Source organism: Amycolatopsis coloradensis, assembly GCF_037997115.1.
Classification (GTDB): Bacteria; Actinomycetota; Actinomycetes; order Mycobacteriales; family Pseudonocardiaceae; genus Amycolatopsis; species Amycolatopsis coloradensis_A.
The window spans coordinates 7,100,160-7,118,882 of record NZ_CP150484.1; the positions used below are offsets into that span (position 1 = coordinate 7,100,160).

Annotated in this window: 22 protein-coding genes; 6 read left to right on the plus strand and 16 right to left on the minus strand. The window is 67.9% G+C overall.

Annotated features, from left to right (window positions below):
* Positions 1-57 precede the first annotated feature (57 nt).
* Positions 58-582 carry a general stress protein gene (locus tag LCL61_RS32960; protein WP_034323444.1) on the plus strand — a complete coding sequence of 175 codons (525 nt, stop codon included), beginning with the start codon at positions 58-60 and terminating at the stop codon, positions 580-582.
* Positions 583-939: 357 nt separating this feature from the next.
* Here the strand turns inward: LCL61_RS32960 and LCL61_RS32965 are convergent, their stop codons facing one another.
* Both LCL61_RS32965 and LCL61_RS32970 read right to left on the minus strand, forming a co-directional pair.
* Complete coding sequence (locus tag LCL61_RS32965) at positions 940-2,184, minus strand: DUF1700 domain-containing protein (RefSeq protein WP_340683361.1); 1,245 nt, start codon at positions 2,182-2,184, stop codon at positions 940-942.
* A complete protein-coding gene (locus tag LCL61_RS32970) occupies positions 2,181-2,504 on the minus strand; it encodes a PadR family transcriptional regulator (protein WP_034323457.1) in 324 nt (107 codons plus the stop codon). Before LCL61_RS32970 ends, LCL61_RS32965 begins: the two co-directional genes overlap by 4 nt.
* Positions 2,505-2,666: 162 nt before the next feature.
* Here LCL61_RS32970 and LCL61_RS32975 point away from each other — a divergent pair, with 162 nt between their 5' ends.
* Genes LCL61_RS32975 through LCL61_RS32990 form a run of 4 tightly spaced genes read left to right on the plus strand, consistent with a single transcriptional unit; the run spans position 2,667 to position 4,995 of the window.
* A complete protein-coding gene (locus tag LCL61_RS32975; protein ID WP_340688736.1) occupies positions 2,667-3,044 on the plus strand; it encodes a GntR family transcriptional regulator in 378 nt (125 codons plus the stop codon).
* Positions 3,041-3,928, plus strand: coding sequence for an ABC transporter ATP-binding protein (locus LCL61_RS32980; protein WP_340683362.1), 888 nt, complete (start codon positions 3,041-3,043; stop codon positions 3,926-3,928). The genes LCL61_RS32975 and LCL61_RS32980 overlap by 4 nt, the downstream gene beginning before the upstream one ends.
* Entirely contained in the window at positions 3,925-4,614 is a 690-nt protein-coding gene (locus tag LCL61_RS32985) for an ABC transporter permease (protein WP_340683363.1), read from the plus strand. Before LCL61_RS32980 ends, LCL61_RS32985 begins: the two co-directional genes overlap by 4 nt.
* Before the next feature lie 27 nt (positions 4,615-4,641).
* Complete coding sequence (locus tag LCL61_RS32990; RefSeq protein ID WP_340683364.1) at positions 4,642-4,995, plus strand: DoxX family protein; 354 nt, start codon at positions 4,642-4,644, stop codon at positions 4,993-4,995.
* A 337-nt stretch (positions 4,996-5,332) separates the two neighbouring features.
* On the opposite strand, the gene LCL61_RS32995 is transcribed toward LCL61_RS32990, so the two are convergent.
* The 14 genes from LCL61_RS32995 to rsmD form a co-directional block, all read right to left on the minus strand.
* Positions 5,333-6,517 (minus strand): MAB_1171c family putative transporter, encoded by a 1,185-nt coding sequence (locus tag LCL61_RS32995; RefSeq protein ID WP_340683365.1) that lies wholly within the window; start codon positions 6,515-6,517, stop codon positions 5,333-5,335.
* Positions 6,514-7,077: a hypothetical protein gene (locus LCL61_RS33000; RefSeq protein WP_340683366.1), complete on the minus strand. Its 564-nt coding sequence runs from the start codon at positions 7,075-7,077 to the stop codon at positions 6,514-6,516. Before LCL61_RS33000 ends, LCL61_RS32995 begins: the two co-directional genes overlap by 4 nt.
* Complete coding sequence (locus LCL61_RS33005) at positions 7,078-7,518, minus strand: helix-turn-helix domain-containing protein (RefSeq protein WP_034323476.1); 441 nt, start codon at positions 7,516-7,518, stop codon at positions 7,078-7,080.
* A 67-nt stretch (positions 7,519-7,585) separates the two neighbouring features.
* Positions 7,586-8,446 (minus strand): bifunctional DNA-formamidopyrimidine glycosylase/DNA-(apurinic or apyrimidinic site) lyase, encoded by an 861-nt coding sequence (gene mutM, locus LCL61_RS33010; RefSeq protein ID WP_340683367.1) that lies wholly within the window; start codon positions 8,444-8,446, stop codon positions 7,586-7,588.
* Between the two features lie 28 nt (positions 8,447-8,474).
* Positions 8,475-9,755, minus strand: coding sequence for a polysaccharide lyase 6 family protein (locus LCL61_RS33015; protein WP_340683368.1), 1,281 nt, complete (start codon positions 9,753-9,755; stop codon positions 8,475-8,477).
* A gap of 210 nt (positions 9,756-9,965) precedes the next feature.
* Positions 9,966-10,712: a ribonuclease III gene (rnc, locus tag LCL61_RS33020; RefSeq protein ID WP_340683369.1), complete on the minus strand. Its 747-nt coding sequence runs from the start codon at positions 10,710-10,712 to the stop codon at positions 9,966-9,968.
* Positions 10,713-10,727: 15 nt separating this feature from the next.
* Positions 10,728-10,910: a 50S ribosomal protein L32 gene (gene rpmF / locus LCL61_RS33025; protein ID WP_005160412.1), complete on the minus strand. Its 183-nt coding sequence runs from the start codon at positions 10,908-10,910 to the stop codon at positions 10,728-10,730.
* Positions 10,911-10,982: 72 nt separating this feature from the next.
* Positions 10,983-11,600, minus strand: coding sequence for a YceD family protein (locus LCL61_RS33030; RefSeq protein WP_340683370.1), 618 nt, complete (start codon positions 11,598-11,600; stop codon positions 10,983-10,985).
* A 795-nt stretch (positions 11,601-12,395) separates the two neighbouring features.
* Positions 12,396-13,121, minus strand: coding sequence for a DivIVA domain-containing protein (locus LCL61_RS33035; RefSeq protein ID WP_034323487.1), 726 nt, complete (start codon positions 13,119-13,121; stop codon positions 12,396-12,398).
* 126 nt (positions 13,122-13,247) lie between these two features.
* Positions 13,248-14,018, minus strand: a complete 771-nt coding sequence (locus LCL61_RS33040; RefSeq protein WP_340683371.1) for a hypothetical protein — start codon at positions 14,016-14,018, stop codon at positions 13,248-13,250.
* A complete protein-coding gene (locus LCL61_RS33045) occupies positions 14,018-14,533 on the minus strand; it encodes a SigE family RNA polymerase sigma factor (RefSeq protein ID WP_340683372.1) in 516 nt (171 codons plus the stop codon). The genes LCL61_RS33040 and LCL61_RS33045 overlap by 1 nt, the downstream gene beginning before the upstream one ends.
* A gap of 69 nt (positions 14,534-14,602) precedes the next feature.
* On the minus strand, positions 14,603-15,295 hold the full coding sequence (locus LCL61_RS33050) for a ribonuclease domain-containing protein (RefSeq protein WP_340683373.1): 693 nt from the start codon (positions 15,293-15,295) through the stop codon (positions 14,603-14,605).
* 99 nt (positions 15,296-15,394) lie between these two features.
* Complete coding sequence (gene coaD, locus LCL61_RS33055) at positions 15,395-15,877, minus strand: pantetheine-phosphate adenylyltransferase (RefSeq protein WP_016336395.1); 483 nt, start codon at positions 15,875-15,877, stop codon at positions 15,395-15,397.
* A 53-nt stretch (positions 15,878-15,930) separates the two neighbouring features.
* Positions 15,931-16,485 carry a 16S rRNA (guanine(966)-N(2))-methyltransferase RsmD gene (gene rsmD / locus LCL61_RS33060; RefSeq protein WP_034323500.1) on the minus strand — a complete coding sequence of 185 codons (555 nt, stop codon included), beginning with the start codon at positions 16,483-16,485 and terminating at the stop codon, positions 15,931-15,933.
* 122 nt (positions 16,486-16,607) lie between these two features.
* Here rsmD and LCL61_RS33065 point away from each other — a divergent pair, with 122 nt between their 5' ends.
* A complete protein-coding gene (locus LCL61_RS33065) occupies positions 16,608-18,722 on the plus strand; it encodes a HelD family protein (protein ID WP_340683374.1) in 2,115 nt (704 codons plus the stop codon).
* Position 18,723: the final 1 nt, after the last annotated feature.

Consider the following 18,723-nt stretch of genomic DNA (forward strand, 5'->3'; position numbering starts at 1 on the left):
ACCGGGAGGAGATCCGCGCATCCGGGACGTTGTACGGATCAAGAGAGGTGAGAAGGAATGACACAGGCATTCACGCAGCAGACCACGTTCACCGAGCCCCAGGGGCGGGCTCAGCTCCCGACGATGCCCAGTGGGTGGCCGATCGGCTCGTACGAGTCGTACTCCGAAGCGCAGCGTGCCGTCGACCACCTCGCGGGAACGGACTTCCCGATCACGGACGTCACGATCGTCGGTGTCGAGCCGGTCCTGGTCGAGCGGATCGCCGGACGGATGGGCTGGAGCAAGGTGCTGACCAGCTCGGCGCTGTCGGGCGCGATGTTCGGTATGTTCCTCGGCCTCGTGCTGAGCCTGCTGAACCCGGGCGCCGGGCTGGTGCCGATCCTCGTCGGCCTCGTCGGCGGTATCGGATTCAACCTGCTGTTCGGCGCGCTGGGGTACGCGGCTTCGAAGAACAAGCGCGGGTTCATCTCGCAGAGCCAGCTGGTCGCCCGGCGTTACGACGTCCTGGCCCAGCCGCGCAACGCCGAGAAGGGCCGCGCCCTGCTGGCCGACCTGGCCGCCAGGAGCGCGTTCAACCACTGAACCCCTCCGCCTGACGTGTCATGAAAGGGTCGTTCAGGACGTTTTTCGTCCTGAACGACCCTTTCCTGTCATCCGCTACGNAAAGGGTCGTTCAGGACGTTTTTCGTCCTGAACGACCCTTTCCTGTCATCCGCTACGGGGTCAGGCGATGCGGGTCCCGCGGGAAGAGCGTCGCCTGGCGGACGTTGGGCAACCCGAGCGACCGGGCCGTCCAGCGTTCGAGACCCAGCGCGTCTCGCATCCGCGTTTCGTCCTCTGAATGCGGTGGCTGGCAACGCGAACTACCGCATTCAGAGGACGAAACGCGGGAGAAATCGGGTGGAGGCGGCCCCCGGCGTCCGCCTCCACCCGGACCACCTAGCGCGTCGGCTGGGTGGAGCTCGACGGCGGCGTCGCGGAAGAAGGCGGCGCCTGAGCGGTCGTGGAAGGCGGCACCGGAGCGCCCCTCGGGATCGCCGCGCTGAAGGGCACGTCCGTCCTTTCCAGACAGTAACCGTGCGAACCGTTGTAGCCGTCGAGGTTTCCTTCGTTGTCCCGGACTCCTCGCTCGACCCGCGGACGCGGGTAGCGGTTGTCGTCGCCGGCCTTCCGCTTCTCGCCCGTGCTGCGCTCACAGGCGTACCTGGTCGTGCTGAGCGGACGACCGTCCTCGTCGTAGAGGTAGATCTCGGTCAGCGGTTTGCCCTCGGCGTCGAACGCGTAGATGTTCTCCACGTCCTGGCTGCCGTACATCAACTGCGGATTGCCGTAGTTGTCGTTGTAGTTCGGCGTGTAACCGCTGTTGTAGGAGCCGCCGCTGTAGGACCGCTTCGCGATCAGGTCGACCACCGCGCCCGCACCGCCGAGCATGCTGCCGACGACGAACGCCGAAATCGGCACGGCCAGCCACAGCAGCCGCCGGTCGGTCTTCAGCTTCGAGCCTGCCCAGACCACCGCCACGGCCGCCAACAGCATCAGCGGCATGAGCAGCACGGCTTCGGTGTCGCGGAGCACGAGCAACAAGCCGAAGATGACCAGTACCGCCGCGCACAGCACCCACCACGCCGGCTTGAGCGTGCGGAAGTAGGTGAGCCCCTTGCTGTTCCGGTCGTTCTGGAACGAGTTCGCGATCTCGCGGAGCTTGGCCACTTCAGGCAGTTCCGCGATGGGGGCGACGCCGTTGCGGACCACGTAGGCGACGCTGATCGCGAGCACGGGCGCGACGAAAAGCAGGCCCAGCAACGGATCCACCCGGACCCACACCGCGGCCGCGAAGCCGAACAACGCGAAGCCGCAGACCGAGAACAGCAGGCCCCAGAACGCGAACCGCGCTCCGCCGATCCCGGTCTTCGCCTTCAGCACGGTGGTTTTGTCGCCCGCGTCGGGCGGACGCGGCGGGTAGCCACCGGACGCCCGCAGCTCGGCGGCGTAGCTCTCCGGGCTGCCAAGACGCTCGATCAAGGCTTCGACCTTGGGATTGTCCCCCAGTTCCGCCTCCATCTCGGCGAGATGCGGCCGGACGTCTTCGAGGATTTCCTCGACTTCGCTCTCGGGCAGGTCGGCGAGCGCGCTCCTGACCCTCGCCAGATACACCCGCACGGCGGTCGGATTCTGCGTGCTCATGCTGCCTCTCCCAACAGGCTGTTCATCGTCGTGGCGAAAGTCCGCCAGGTCTGCCCCGACTCTTCGAGCCGCTGGCGACCCGGCTCGTTGAGGCTGTAGTACTTGCGGTGCGGGCCTTCCTCGCTCGGCACCACATAGGACGTCAGCAGGCCTGCCTTGTACAGGCGCCGAAGCGTCCCGTACACCGAAGCGTCGCCCACTTCCTGCAACCCCGCGATGCGAAGTCTTCGGAGCACGTCGTAGCCGTAGCCGTCCTCTCCGCGAAGTACCGCGAGAACGGCGAGGTCCAGCACGCCTTTAAGTAGCTGACTGATCTCCACAGTCGCGTCCCTCCCAGTCTTACGCAACAGAAGGTACCACGCATTGCACAGTAGTGCGCACGGCGGAGGCGACTTGCGTCGATCGGGTGGTTCATGGGTTACTTAGTCCAGTAATGAACCACCGCACCCGTGAGGGTGCTCGAAGACTGGGACGGAGGTGTCGTGCTCGACGAAGGAACACCCCTGTTCGTGCAGATCGCCGAACAGATCGCCGACGACATCGCCGAGGGAAGCCTGGCCGAGGGGGAACGCGTGCCGTCAACCAACGAACTCGCCGCCTTCTACCGGATCAATCCGGCGACGGCGGCCAAGGGGATCAACGTGCTCGCCGATGAAGGCCTGCTCGAGAAGCGGCGCGGTATCGGCATGTTCGTCGCCGGCGGCGCGCGGCAGAAGCTGCTCACCGACCGGCGGCAACGGTTCGCCGAGCAGTACCTCGACCCGATGCTCATCGAAGCGCGACGCCTCGGCATCGACGACGAAACCCTGATCTCGCTCATCCGCGGGAACGGACACCGGAACGGAGGACCCGCCGCATGACGCCGACCATTTCGACCACCGGCCTGACCCGGCGCTACGGCGACCATCTCGCGCTCGGCGATGTCTCGGTCGACATCGAAGAAGGCAAGATCACCGGCCTGCTGGGCCGCAACGGCGCGGGCAAGAGCACCTTTCTGCGCATCGTCACCGCGCAGGAGTTCGCCAGCGCGGGCTCGGTCCGCGTGTTCGGCGAGAGCCCGGTGGAAAACGAGCGGGTGCTGAAGCGCCTGGTACTCGTCCGCGAAGACCAGCAGTTCCCGGATTTCAAGGTGCGGCACGCGCTTTCGACCGCGTCGTGGTTCTATCCGAACTGGGACGCGGAACTCGCCGACACGCTGCTCCGCGATTTCGACCTGCCGACGAAGCGCCCGATCAAGAAGCTCTCGCGAGGGATGCGCTCGGCGCTGTCCATCACGATCGGACTCGCGGCGCGTGCGGAACTCACGTTGCTCGACGAGCCGTACGCGGGCCTCGACGCCGTCGCGCGCCAACTGTTCTACGACCGGTTGCTCGACGACTACTCGACCCACCCGCGCACGATCCTGCTCTCCACGCACCTGATCGACGAAGTGGCCGATCTGCTGGAGCACGTGGTGATGATCGACAAGGGCCGCGTCGTCCTCGACGCGGCGGCCGACGAACTGCGCGGCTCGGCCGTCACGGTCTCGGGTCCCGCCCTCGCGGTGGACGACTTCGTCACCGGGCGCCGGGTGTTGCACCGCCGCAAGATCGGTTCGCGGGCTTCGGTCACCGTCGCCGACGCGCTCGACGCCGCTTCGAAGGCGAAGGCGACGGCCCTGCACCTGAAACTCGAGCCGCTTTCCTTGCAGCAACTGATGGTGCACACCTCCAACGGACAGACCGCAGAGGAGGCGTCCGCATGAACACCCTGGTCAACGTCGCGCGCTACCACCTGGTGGACCGGCTCCAGTTCCTGGTCCTCCCGGTCGGCGTCACGTTCTTCGCGTTCCTGGTGAATCTCACCATCTTCGCGGTGATCCCCGAGACACCCGAGGAGAACTACTCCGGCGGCCTGTTCACGCTGTACGTGTTCATGTTCGTCTGCGGTGCCTTGAGCATGACGAAGTCGCTGCCGTTCGGGCTCGCGCTGGGCGTGTCGAGGCGGTCGTACTATCTGGGCACGATCCTCCTGGTCGCCGGGTTGTCCGCGCTGTACGCGGTGGGGATCGTCGTGTTCCAGGCGATCGAGAACGCGACCGGCGGCTGGGGACTCGGCCTCAACTACTTCCGGGTGCCCTGGCTGCTCGACGGTTCCTGGTACCTGACCCTGCTCACGTCGTTCGTGCTGCTGACGCTGATGTTCGTCTACGGCATGTGGTACGGCCTGATCTATCGGCGCGCCGCGGTCCTGGGCGTGACCCTGTTCACCGCCGCGCAGGTCCTGATACTGGTGGGCGGGGTGCTGCTGCTCAGCTGGACCGATTCCTGGCCGAAACTCGGCACGTTCTTCAGCACGCTGACCGTCGGCGGCGTGACCGGGGTGATCGCGCTGCTGGTCTGCCTCGCCGGGGCGGGCGGGTTCGCGACGATGCGCCGCGTCACCGTCTGAAGTCCTTCAACACCGAGGAGTTCCGTAATGGCCGTGACTCATGTGGTGCTGTCGGTGCTGCTGGCCGCGATCTTCGCCGTACTGGGGGTGGCGAAGGTCCTGCGTCAGCCGGCGTTGGTCTCCCGGACCGAGAGGCTCGGCTTCTCGGTCCGGGCGATCCAGGGGATCGGCGCGCTCGAACTCGCGGCGGCGGCGGGTCTGGTGGCCGGGTTCTTCTGGCGGCCGCTCGGGGTCGCGGCGGCGATCGGCCTGGTGGCGTTGCTGATCGGGGCGGCGGTCTCCCACGTGCGGGCGGGCGACGGGATCAAGGACGTCGCCCCGCCGGTCTGGCTCGCGCTGGTCTCGGCGGCGGCCGCCGTCACCGCGATCATTGCCGCTTAGCGCGCGTTTCCTGAGCCGAGTTCGCGGTCGTCGCGCCCAGGAGTGGTTCTGGACTGCCGACAGGAGTCAGCTCGCGCTCTGAGTGTCCACAAGGAACGCTTTCCGGCAACGAAAGTCGGCTTCAAGGCAGGTGCCCGTTTGGCAAAGGGGGTCGTGAGTGGCAAGTAGCGTTCTAACCCTCTTTGCCACTCACGGCCCCTTCGGCAAACCGCGCGAAATCGCTCAACTCGGACACTGACACCTGGGAAAATGTCCCTTATGGACAGTCAGGAAGGCTTCTCTTCGGCCAGTCCCGGCCCGGTCGCCAACTCCAGCACGCCGCGTTGGGAAACACGTCCTAGGCCGCGAGCGTTTCCCGCGCCTGCTCGCGGATGCGTCCGACCACAATGGACCGCCGCCAGGCTCGCGTGACCTCCACCAGCCACGCCGCTTCGGTGGCGATGTCCGGCTCGTCGAGGTAGGTCGCCGGAACGTCGTCGGGGGCGTACCGGCGGCCCGCCTCGGCGGCGACGAGCGCGGCGGCCAAGGCCGCGGCCTCGATCGTCGCGGCGATCCGGGCTTCGGGGATCTTCGCCTCGCGTGCTTCGGCTTCCGCGACCGGCGGGACGTCCGGATCGAAGTAGGGCCGCAGCGCGAGATGGCCGTCCCGGATCTCGATGACCCTGCGGTACAAGGCGAATTCGACGCCACCCGGCATACCGGGGCCCGGATCCAGCGCGATTCCCGGGACGGCTTCGCGCAGCGCGGCCCACAGCGGTTCGATCCGGCGATACGTCCGGTACGCGCCGATCAGCCGGAACGGCGTGGCCAGCGCGGGGCCCCACACGCTGAGCGTCGCGCCCGCCCCGGCGAGCCCGACGCTCAGCGCCGCCAGGATCGCCGAGAACGTGTCCTCACCGGCGTCGACCGCACCGGTGGTGGCGAGGATGTAGATGTCGTCGACGTCCCAGAATGTCCAGCCCAGCGCGGAAACCCCGCCACCGACGAGCAGCCACAGCCCGATGCGAAGCGGACCGGGATCGGCATGACGCGCGAAACGGGCGAAGACGATGGAGAAGGTCAGCAGGCTGATCAGGCCGTAGACGAGGAAAAGGGCGTTGTACGCGACGAACCAGCCGAGCCTGCCCGGACCGGCTGCGGTGTGGTCGCCTACCCGGTAGCTGTCGGACAGGAAGAAGAGCGCGGTTTCGGCGACCACCACGGCCCAGGAAAGCACCGCGTGCCACCCGATCCGCTTGCCCTCCCCCAGTTTCAGCGAGCGCGCGAACGCGACCGCGAAGGCCATCGCGCCGATCTTGAGCAGGTCCGCCCCGAGGTTCAGGAGGCTGCCCATGGGTTCTTCCACGCCGACGGCGTTCTCCATGGCCGGGGTGAGCAGCATGATGCCGCCCGCGATGCACATCCCGAAGGCGGAGAGGAACCACATCCGCCGCGCCGGCTGGGTGTGGCGGGCCTGGATCAGCTTGTAGCCGAAGCCCGCGAAAGCCACTACGCAGCAGAAGTACGCGATGGTTTCGGTCACGGCAGGCGCCGTTTCCGGCTGCCGAAGAGGTCGTCGACCCTCGCCATCCCGCCGGCGAGATCGCTCCCGCTCTCGTCGGGACGCGCGGCGCCGCGCATCACGGTCCGCGCGACACGGTGCGCGAGGAGGCTGGCGAGCAGTTCGGCCTCCTGCTCCTCGACGGCGCTGTAGCTCGTGCGGCCGAGGACACGGCGGACGAGTTCGGGTGACAGGTTCGGCATGAGGGTCTTTCCCGCGGCGGCGTCGAGCACGATCCCGTCGGCCCCGGCGTCCGAGCCGACGTGGCCGCACAAGAGGTGGCCGACCTCGTGCAGCAGGATGTGCCGCCGGTGCAGCGCGGTGGTGTTGGTCGGATACAGGATGTAGTCCGCGCGTTCCGTGCTCATCAGCAGCCCGCACGGGCCGCTGGAAGGAACGCTGACCTGCATCAATTCGATGGGGCGGCCGCGTTCGGCCGCCAGGTCCGCGACGAAGGACTCGGCGTCGAAGGGTTCGGGAAGGGTGACGCCGTCGGCGAGACTCCGGCAGCGGCGCCACAACTCCTTACGACGGCGGTCCACTCACGACTCCTTCTTCGGGCCGCCCCGTCCGGATTCCCTGCGGGCGATCGCGTCGATCATGTCGCTGATGGTGTCGAGTCCGTCGGGGGAAAGCGTTACGGCCCGCAGCGCGACGTCGCGCACACCGGCGTCGCGAAGGGCGCCGAGGAGCGCGAGTTCCTCGGCGATCTTGGCGCTCTGCTCGTCGTCGAAGAAGTACGCCGGCGAGACGCCGAAGAACTGCGCGAGCGCCTCGAGATGGCGTTTCGTCGGATTGTCGCGACGCCCCGTGCGCAACTGCCACAGGTACGTCGTCGAGAAGCTCTCGCCGGTCGCCTCGCGGCAGGCCTTGGCGACCTCCTCGTGGCTGTACGGCTCGCGATCGGGTCTCAGCACGATCTGGAACAGCTTGTCGATCTTCTCGGCGAGCGTCGTCTTACCGGGCTCGGTCGCGGCCACCATCCCACTCCCTACATGTCGTGCCCGTTCATGCTAGTTGACGCGACGCCCACGGCGTACACGACAGTTTTCACCTCGCGCGCGGCTTCGGCTGGCACCGCGGGCAGGAGAACGACGAACGGTTCATGAAGGGGTCGCGCCGGATGGCCGTCCCGCATCGGCCACAGGGCAGTCCTTCCTGGCCGTAGGCGTCGAGCGACCGGTCGAAGTAGCCGGATTCGCCGTTGATGTTGACGTAAAGCGCGTCGAACGACGTCCCGCCGGCGACCAGCGCCTGGGCCATCACGTCACTGGCGGCGGTGAGCACGGCGCGGCCGTGGGCGGTGGTGAGCCTGTCGGTCGGGCGGGCCCAGTGGAGCTTGGACCGCCAGAGCGCTTCGTCGGCGTAGATGTTGCCGATCCCGGAGACGAGTGTCTGGTCGAGCAGGGCGCGTTTGAGCTCGGTCCGCCTCGACCGCAGCGCGCGGACGGCCTGATCGAGATCGAACCGCGGATCCATCGGATCGCGGGCGATATGCGCGATCGTGCCCGGCAAGGCCGTCCCGTCGACCTCGGTGAGTTCCGCGAGCGCGAGCCCTCCGAAGGTCCGCTGGTCGACGAAGCGCAACTCCGGGCCGTTGTCGGCGAAGCGGAACCGCACGCGAAGGTGCTTCTCGTCGGGTGCGTCATCGGACTGGACGAGCATCTGGCCGCTCATGCCGAGATGCGCGAGCATGGCCTGGCCGTCGGAGAGCTCCAGCCACAGATACTTGCCGCGGCGGCGGGCGGCGGTGATCTTCACACCGGAAAGCCGTCCGCTGAAGTCCTCGGCGCCGAGTTCGTGGCGGCGGATCGCGCGGGCGTGGAGAACTTCGACCTCGGAGATCGTCCGGCCGGAGACATGCGCCTCGAGCCCGGCACGGACCACCTCGACCTCGGGGAGTTCGGGCATGTCCTCGATTCTCCCACCGGCCCTCGTGTCACCTCACCGTGGTCGTGAGTGGCCCGACATCCGCCTTCGTCAGCGCATTCCGCGCCCCGCCCGGCAGCAGCTCGTCGGCTCCGACGTCGTACTTTCCGGATCGCTTCTGCAGATCGAAATCCGTGCCCGCGTGCGGGTAGGAACCGACACCGGCGTCGACCGCGGGGCTCCCGGACGACAGGCGGTACAACCCGTCCCGCACCAGCTTCGGGTCGACCGACCGGTACCCGGACGGCATTCCCGCCGGGCCGCCCCAGGCGATGTTCCCCTCGTACTTCACGACCGAACCGCCCGGCATGCTCACGAGCTTTCCCGTCCCCTGCAGGACGTTGTTCGCGAGCACGCAGTCCTTGGGTTTGAAGTCACCGCCGTCGCCGTGGACGACGTCCGTGGTCCCGACGACGGTGTTGTACGCGACCACGACCCGGTCGGGCCGGTCGTGGAGTTTGCTGTCCGGTCCGCTGTCCGCCTCGTTGCCCGAGCCGAAGACGATCCCGCGGTTCGCCGTGGTGTGCACGTAGTTGTTGACGATCTTGTGGTCGTTGCCGTGGAAGCGGATCCCGGACCGGCCCAGCAGGATGTTCCCCTCCACCACGCTGCGATCGCCGTGGCGCAGCACGAGGAAACCGCGGCTGTCGCGGATCGTGTTGTACCGGATGACGTTGTCCGACGACTTCACGGAGATCGCCTCGGAATCCCCGTCGGCCTTCTCGAACAGGTTGTACTCGACGATCCCGCCCGCCTTGTACTTCTGGTGGTGGCTCAGCCCGAACCGGATCGACTCGCCACCGTTCGCACCGGTGAACCCGTGGTTGGAGAAGTGGTTGTGGTGCACATGCACCCGCTTCGCCATGTCCTTCGCCGGACCGAGCACCTGGAGGAAGACACCTTGGGTGGTGCGGTTCTGCAGCACGTTGCGGTCGAACTCGGTGTCGTCGCCGTTGAGGGTGACCCAGTTGCCGCCGCCGGTGAGCTGGACGTCGAGCCTGGTCAGCCGGTTGTGCGTGCTGCCCACCGGCACGCTCAGCGATCCACCGTGCCGGAGCTTGAACCCGCGCAGCACGACATGCGAGGCCCCGGAGGAGAACGAGAACCCCGTCGATCCGTTGATCTCGGCCTTGCCGACGTGTTCCGCGGTGATCGTGATCGGCGCGTTCGCCGTCCCCGACCGTTTGATCGCGATGGCCGAACCCGCCGAATAGCTGCCGTCGGCCAGCCGGATCTCGTCGCCGGGAGCGGCCTTGTCGATCGCGGACTGCAACGCGCTCAGCGACGTCACCCGGACGACCTGAGCACCCGAAGCAGTGGCAGGACCTGTCACCAGCGCCAAAGCCGTCGCTGTGACAAGGCAGGCTGTGACAAGGCAGAGAACACGCATCCGCCGACCTCTCGACAGGCGACCTGAACGATCGCGTCAGTGGCGGCGGACTGCTATGACGTTACTGATTCACCGGCTCGTGCGTCAACGAACCGTCCCGCTGAGGAGGACTCAGGTCGTCTTCGGCGGCTGGTCGACGTCGAGCTCGGCCGAAAGCTGTCGCCAGGCCGTCTCGGCGGCCTTCTGCTCGGCTTCCTTCTTGGTCGTTCCCGAGCCGTAGCCGAGTTCACGCCCGCCGACGAGGACGGTGGCGCTGAACTCCTTGCGGTGATCGGGCCCGGTGTCCTCGACCTTGTACTCGGGCACGCCGAGCCCGGCCGACGCCGTCAGCTCCTGGAGGCTGGTCTTCCAATCCAGGCCGGCGCCACGCAGCGGCGCCTCGGCAAGCAGGTCGTCGAACAGGTGGTGCACGAGCTTGCGCGCGATGTCGATCCCGTGCTGCTGGTACGCGGCGCCGATGACGGCTTCGAGCCCGTCGGCGAGGATGCTCGCCTTGTCCCGGCCGCCGGTGAGCTCTTCGCCCTTGCCCAGCAACAGGTGCTTGCCCAGCCCGCCCTCACCGAGGCCGCGCGCGACCCTGGCCAGCGCGTGCATGTTGACCACGCTGGCCCGGAGCTTCGCGAGCTGTCCCTCGGCCAGTTCGGGATGGGTGTTGTAGAGGTGGTCGGTGACGACCAGGCCCAGCACCGCGTCGCCGAGGAACTCCAAACGCTCGTTCGGCGGCAACCCACCGTTCTCATAGGCATAAGAACGGTGGGTCAGCGACAGCGTCAGCAGCTCGGGTTCGATCGTGATCCCGAGAGCTTCGAGCAGTGGCGCGGGGTCCGCGGGTGGTCCACCGGCAGATTTGCCCCCCATGTCGTCGGCTGCCGATCAGGCGGGCTCGACGACCTGGCGACCGTTGTGCTGGCCGCAGGCCGGGCACGCGATGTGCTGGAGCTTCGGCTGCTTGCAGGCGCGGTTGGAGCAGGGCACCAGCTGAACCGGAGCCGCCTTCCACTGGCTGCGGCGCGCGCGGGTGTTGGATCGCGACATCTTCCGCTTCGGGACGGCCACGAGTAGATCTCCTTCAGACGGTCTGCCCGCGGTCGCGAGCGAACTTGCTTCTCCGGAACGAGCTGGTGCTCGTCAGGCTTGCTTTCCGGGGCCATCGGCCTGGTCATCGCCCGTTTCGTCATCGAAACGATCGACCAGCGCGGCCCACCGAGGGTCTATCTTCTCATGCCCGTGCCCGGGCTCGAGATCGGCCCACTTGACACCGCATTCGGTGCACAGTCCCCGGCAGTCCTCGGCGCACAGAGGGGCCAGCGGCAGCGCCAGCACCACCGCGTCGCGGACCGTCGGCTCGAGGTCGATCCGGTCGTCCACCAGGCGAGGGATCTCGTCCTCGTCGGTGGTCTCCTCGGTCGCGGAGCCGGGGTAGGCGAAGAGCTCGGTCAGGTCGACCTCGACATCCTCGGTGATCGGGTCGAGGCATCGCGAGCAGTGCCCCGTCGCGACGGCGGACGCCGTGCCGCTGACGAGCACACCCTCGACGACGGACTCGAGCATCAGGTCGAGTCCGAGGGTGGAACCGGCGTCGATGGTGATGACGTCGGGCACACCGAGCGCGGTCTCGATGGGGATCGAGCGTTGGACGGCCTTGCTCAGGCCGGCGTGACGGCCGAGTTCGCGGGTGTCGAGCACCCACGGGTTCCGGTCGTCCAGTTGCGCAGGCCTGGCCTGCGGAGACTTGTTCTCAGACATCGGTCACCAGGGTACGCAGGTACCGCCACTCACTTTCGGGTGGCCGGGACCCGTGAGGTCCGTGAGGCCTCCTTTGGGATCGGACGAGTGCGCCCAATGTGGCATTGGGGACACTGAGCGTCTCCGATGCCACATTGGGCGCACCGGCTGAGGCCTGCGTTGTCTCGGCGCCGGATGGAGCCGCGACTCTGGGAACGCTGGTAGCAGGTAAGTCCGTGAAGGCACCCTTCACTGCGTCTAGCGCCAGGGGCCCGGCAAAGTCTGATCGCTGCGGGGGGGGCGTGAGTGGCGATTCGGGTTCTGACCAAAGGTGTCTCAGGTGCCGACGTGGATTCCGGCTGCGGTTGGCTTCAGACCCGGTCCGTGAAGGCCTCCTTCACTACCTTCAGGGTCAGGGGCCCGGCGAAGTCGCCTAAACGCTGGCCGGTGCCGTTCTTGGTGATTCGAGGTGGACCTCCCGAACGGGGCCGATGACAGAGGCCCTGAACGGACGATGTCCACAAAAGACGCCAGAGGACAGATGAATGTCCGTTTGATATCTATCTGTACGGTTCTGACCGGGGTCGTGAGCGATAAGGACGGCTCTAACCCTCCTTATCGCTCACGACCCTTTCGCAAAACGCCCGAATCGGGCACGGTCACCCCGAAAGCATCCCCTGCGGACAGTCGAGAAGTGTCAGGCCACTGTGATGAGCCCTTCACCACCCACTTGGGCAGCGTGAACACGACTTTGCCGGGACCCTGGCGTCTAGCGCGGCGAAGGGGGCCTTCACGTACGTGAAGGCGCCCAGGCGATCAGGACTGGTAGTCGTACAGCGAGGTCCGGCTGTTGCCCGGCAGGTTGACCGGGGACCGCAGGTGGTTGCGCCCGGAGTCGACCGTCCGCAGCGTGGTCGCCAGCAGTTCGGAGAACTCGGCAAGCTTCCCGTCGACGTAGGCGTCGCAGTCGCCGCGCTGCTTGTCGGCCTCGACGTGCGCCTCGTCGACGATGCGGGCCGCTTCGCCGTGCGCGGCCTGGACGACCTCGGTCTGGGCGACGAGCCGGGCCTGTTCGGCGCGGCCGTCCTCGATGGCGCGCTCGTAGGCGTCGCGGCCCGCCTGGATCATCCGCTCCGACTCGGCGCGGGAGCGGTCGGTGAGGTTCTGGAACTCGGCCTGCCCGGCGGCGACCATGCGCTCGGCCTCGGCGTGCGCGTCGCTCATCATCTGCTCGGCGCGGGCGCGGGCGTCGGCGAGAATGCGCTCGGCCTCGGCCTGCGCGTCGGCGACCGTGCGGTCGGCCTCGGTGTTCGCCGTGGTGATCGTCTCCGCCGCTTCGGTGCGGGCGGTCTGGATCAGCTGGTCACGCTTGTCCAGGACGTCCTGGGCGTCGTCCACCTCGCCCGGCAGCGCGTCGCGGATGTCGTCGAGCAGTTCCAGGGTGTCCCCACGCGGGACGACACAACTGGAGGTCATCGGCACGCCGCGGGCTTCCTCCACGATGGTGACGAGCTCGTCGAGCGCCTCGAAAACCCGGTACACGGCCCACTCCCTACCTACTGCTACAGCGATCCCCACATTCCCTGAGATCAGTTTGCCCTCATCACCGCCGTAAGGGGTGAAAGCGCGCGGTACCGGGCGTGTCCCCGCCGGTACCGCGCGCCATGATCACCGGAAGGTGAAGGCCGGGTCGGTGACGAGCTTGATCAATTGCTCGTCGGTGAGCGCCGGTCCGGCGTCCGGCGAATCCCACGAACCGAGGTCGATCACGTTGACCGAACCTCCCCCCGACGGCCAGGCGATCGCGCTGCGGCCGACCACCTTCCCGGTGGAAAAGCCTTGGCCGACCACGGTCGGCTCCCCCACCTGATCCGGGTTCTTGCGCGTGGTCTCGGAGATGACCACCGGTATCCCGGCCGGGGTCACGAGCTCTTCGCACCGCGTCGGCTTCCGGTCGGGCCCGACGGCATCGGCCCTCTTCCCCAGATCGCAGCGGCCTTCGCGGGGATAGCCCTCCTTTGTGGTCACCGGACCGCTGATGGTCAGGTTGAGCTGCCGTTTCACCCCGGCGGCGTCGGTGTACCTGACCTCCGATGTCATCAGGTCCCAGTCGTTCACCTGCACGAAGTCACGGACGTCGATGTCCTTGGCGTCGACCAGGATGCCCGGCAGCACTTCCTTCAGATGCCGGAGATCACGCGCCTTCTGCTCCGCCCGGCTGAGCGGCGCGGCGGCCGGTGCCACTTCCACCGGCTCGTTCGCCGGCGCCACGAACACCACCGCCGCCGCGATCACCGCCAGCGTCGCGGCCCCGGTGGCGAGGATCCCTCGCCGATTCCGCGCCTTCTTCGCCGCCGTCCCGGCGACCTCGTCCGGGTCGAAACCGAGCGGGGGCTCGGCCAAGGTGATCCCGCGCAGCCTGTTTTCGAGTTCGTCCATCACGCGCTCCTCCCGGAGACAGCCTCGTCGTGCTGTCTCTGCAGGGCCGCGCGGAGGACGTCAAGTCCTCGCGCGGCCTGGCTCCTGACCGTTCCTTCCGAACAGCGCAGCGCGACGGCGACCTCCGCGACCGGGAGATCGGCGCAATAGCGCAGCACGACGGCGACGCGCTGTTTCGGGGGAACTTCGGCGAGGGCGCGAAGCAGCGAATCCGAGATCCCGGTATCAGCCGGGACGGCGGGCTCTTCGGGGACGACGCCGTCGCGGTTCTCTCTGCTCCGCCATGGTCGTCGCCGCTCGTCGAGCCAGCAGCGCATCAGAATCTGCCTCGTGTAGTTGTCGACAGGCCCTTTCCGGCGAACCTTCGGCCAGACCCGGTAAAGGCGGATGAGCGCGGTTTGGACCAGATCCTCCGCGAGATGCCAGTCGCCGCAGAGCAGATACGCCGTCCGCCTGAGCGGTAGCGCCTTGTCCCTGGCGAATTCCCTGAAGCTCGCGTCATCCCCAGACCGCATCGTGCCTCCTCGTCCGTGTTCCGGTGTATCTCACGGACGGGGAGGCACGAAATGTTGCACGGGGGCGGATCAGCCGGCGAGGTTCACCAGTTTGAAGGTCGCGTAGCGGTCCGGCGTGTAGACGATCTCGCCGCCCTTGCCGGAGATCACGCGGTCGCTCGTGCCCACCGGGAACAGCTGGTAGTAGCCGGAAGCGCACGAGGGCAGGACACCTTCGCGGTTCTCGTAGACCGTGCCGGTCGCGCCACCGCGGGCCTTGTCCACCACGGACTTCGCGGCGGAAGACAGCGTCGAGTAGCCGACCTTCGCGAGCTTCGAGGTGTCGCCGCAGGACGGCGCCGGGGTGCCGTCGGCGTCGATCACGGAGAAGGTCTTGTAGTGGTCTGCGGTGTAGAAGTGCTCACCGGCGTTACCGGTGACGATGCGGCGCGCACCGCGATCGGGCGAGCCCGGTGTCGGGACCGTGTACTCGCGGTAGTAGCCCGACGCGCACTTCGGGAGGATGTTCTCGCGGTTGGAGAAGACCGTGCCGTCCTTGTCCGGGTACGGGAACGGGCCACCCTTCTGAATGAGGTTGTAGGTCGTCGTCGCCTCGGCGGGCAGCGACGACAGCGACACGTGCTTGAACCCGGTGAGATCCCCGCACGGGTTCTGCTGGACCGAGACGGGGGCGGCCGTGGCCTGCGCGGCACTCAGCCCACCGAAGAAGGTGACAAGCAGAACGAGCAGCGCGGCGGCGATCCGCGATCGTTTGTTGGTCATTTTCGGACCGTAACCCGATCGTGTATTCACCAGAAGGCGTCGAGATGAACTCTTCATCCCCGCTCACCAGCGCCCGACCAACGGCTTCGGCCGTTCGGGTCAACCTCGTTCGGAGTACTTCTCCGAGAGGCGTTTGAACACTATCGGCGGCACCAGGTGCTCGATGTCGCCGCCGAGCGCGGTGACCTCCTTGACCAGCGAACTCGACACGAATCCGTACGCCGGGTTGTTGGCCATCAGCAGCGTTTCGAGCCCGGTCAGCTCGCGGTTCATCTGCGCCATCTGGAGCTCGTAGTCGAAGTCGCTGACCGATCGCAGCCCCTTCGCGACCGCGATGATGTCGTTCTCGCGGCAGTAGTCGACCAGGAGTCCCTGCCACGAGTCGACGCGGACGTTCGGGAGCTTCGCGGTGATCTCGCGAAGCATGTCCATCCGCTCCTCGGTGGTGAACAGGCCCTTCTTGCTCTTGTTCACCCCCACCGCGACGACGACCTCGTCGAACAGCTTCGCCGCCCGCTCGATGATGTCGAGATGTCCATTGGTGGCCGGGTCGTAGGACCCGGGACAGACCGCACGCCGCATGGCGCGGACGCTACCAAGGCGAGGATCGTCCTGCGCGTTCTGCGCGTTCTGCGTCACACCTGATATTCGGCCCAGTAGAGCGCGGTGTCGCCGTAGCGCTTCGTCCGCATCGGCTCGAAGCCCGGCGGCCAGTCCGGCTCGCCGTCCCTAGCGGCCCGCTCGATCACCACCAGCGCGCCGTCCGTGACCCACCGGCCCGCCGCGAGCGCGGCCATGACCTCCCCCAGACGGGTGGAATCCACAGCGTAGGGCGGATCGGCGAGGACGATGTCGAACGTTTCCGGCGCCGGCGCGGCCACGACGGACTCGACGGCCCCGGCCCGGACCGCGCCGCCGAGCCCCAGCGCGGCGACGTTCCCCTTGAGCACTTCGACCGCGCGCCGGTCCGACTCGACGAACAGTGCGCCGGACGCGCCGCGGGACAACGCCTCCAGCCCGAGCGCGCCCGAACCGGCGTAGAGGTCGAGGACCTGGGCACCCTGGAGCTCGCCTGCGACCTCCAGCGCGTTGAACAGCGCCTCGCGCACGCGTTCCGACGTGGGCCTCGTGCCTTTCGGCGGGACCTTCAGCCGCCTGCCGCCCGCGGTCCCCGCCACGATCCTGGTCATGCGTGCATCGTGCCTCAACGCCTTCCGCCGTGACGTTGGCCGGGACTTGGTGAAGCCGCCGCCCAGCTCGCGTAGAGTCGTCCTTCGCCCTCGGAGGCGATAGAAGCGTTTAGGAGCGTTGCGTGTCCGAACCTCGGGTCAGACGGGCCGAGATCGCCATCGAGCAAGCCCATGTGGACACCGTCTACACCCGGCTCGCCGAATTGCGAGCCCAGGCTGAGGCCATGCGTACCAAGGGCTATGAGATCGGCCATGGCGCCGGGCGGGAAGCCATCTTCGAGCAGGCGTCCATGCTGTTCGAACGGGACATGATGGTGTACCACGCCAATCAGACCCTCCAGACCCTCGACGCGGAGTACGAGGGGCTGGTGTTCGGCAGGCTCGACCACCTCGACAACGACCACATCTACGTGGGCCGCCTCGGCATCCGCGACGCCGAGTTCGACAACCTCGTCACCGACTGGCGCGCGCCCGCGGCCGCGGCGTTCTACCAGGCGACGGCCGAGGAGCCGATGGACGTTGTCCGGCGCCGGGTGATCCGGTGCTCCGGCCAGACCGTGCTCGACGTCGACGACGACGTCCTGATCGCGGACGCGGTCCCCGACGGCATGCAGATCGTCGGCGAAGGCGCGTTGATGGCCGCGCTCGGGCGGTCGCGTGGCGAGAAGATGCGGGACATCGTCGCCACCATCCAGAAGGAGCAGGACGAGGTCATCCGGGCGCCGTGGCGCGGGGTCACGGAGATCACCGGCGGCCCCGGCACCGGCAAGACCGCGGTCGCGCTGCACCGCGCGGCGTACCTGCTCTACCGCCACCGGCGCCAGCTCGGCGGCGCGGGCGTGCTGGTGATCGGCCCGTCCGGGGTGTTCACCAGCTACATCTCGCGGGTGCTGCCGTCGATGGGTGAGACGAACGTCGAACTGCGCGCGCTCGGCGAGGTCCTCGACGGTCTCGAAGCGACCCGCCAGGACCCGGCGCCGCTCGCGGCGATCAAGGGATCGCTGCGGATGCGCAAGATCCTGCTGCGCGCGCTGCGGGACACGCCGGAAGACGCGCCGGAGGACATGAAGATCGTCTACCGCGGCGAGGTGCTGCGGCTCAACGCGCGCGAGCTCGACAAGGTTCGCCGCAAGGTGCACACCGCGGGCGGGCCGCCGAACCGGTCGCGGATCCGCGCCGCCGAACTACTGCTCGACGCGCTCGCCGCGAAGGCCGACCAGCACGCGAAGGACGACGGCCGTCAGATCGACAAGGCCGAGCTGATCACCGAACTCGGTGAGCGCATCGAATTCCACCGGTTCCTGGTGGTCTGGTGGCCGATCCTGTACCCGGCGCAGATCCTGCGGTGGCTCGGCGACGAGAAGCGGCTCGCGTCCGCGGCGAAAGGCCTGCTCAACCGCGGCGAGATCAGCATGCTCGCGGCCGATTTCGCCGATCGCTCGCGCGGCTGGACCATCGCGGACGTCGCGCTCCTCGACGAGCTGCGCGTCCTGATCGGCCCGCCGCCCAAGAGCCGCCGGACCCGCCAGAACGTCGAGGTCAACCCGGAACGCGGCGGCGCCCCGACCCGGCCCGAGCACTACGACGAGTACTCGCACGTGGTCGTCGACGAGTCGCAGGACCTCTCGCCGATGCAGTGGCGGATGGTCGGGCGGCGCGGCAAGTACGCGAGCTGGACCGTGGTCGGCGACCCGGTGCAGAGTTCGTGGCCGGATCCGGCCGAGGCCGCGATGGCGCGGGACCAGGCCTTCGGGCTCAAGACGACGCGGCGCCGGTTCACCCTGCGCACCAACTACCGGAACTCGGCGGAGATCTTCGACCTGGCCGCGAAGGTCGTCGCCGGGCACGCGGAGGCCGACGAGCTCCCGCGCGCGGTGCGGCAGACCGGTATCACGCCGGAGGTCCGGCCCGTCGAGGCCGCCGGGCTGGAGGCGGTGACGCAGACCGCGGTGAAGGAAATGCTGGGTGTCGTCGAAGGCACCGTCGGCGTGATCACCGCCATGGACCGGGTGCCCGAGGTCGAGGGCTGGCTCGACGGGCTGTCGGACGAGCGGCTCAAGGTCGTCGGCAGCCTCGACTCCAAGGGCCTCGAGTACGACGCCGTCGTCCTGGTGGAACCCAACGACCTCATCACGGAGTCGACCACCGGACGCCGGGTGCTGTACGTCGCGCTGACCCGCGCGACCCAGCAGCTGACCGTCCTGGCCTCGAACCCGGATTGGATCCCGGCCGCCTGAT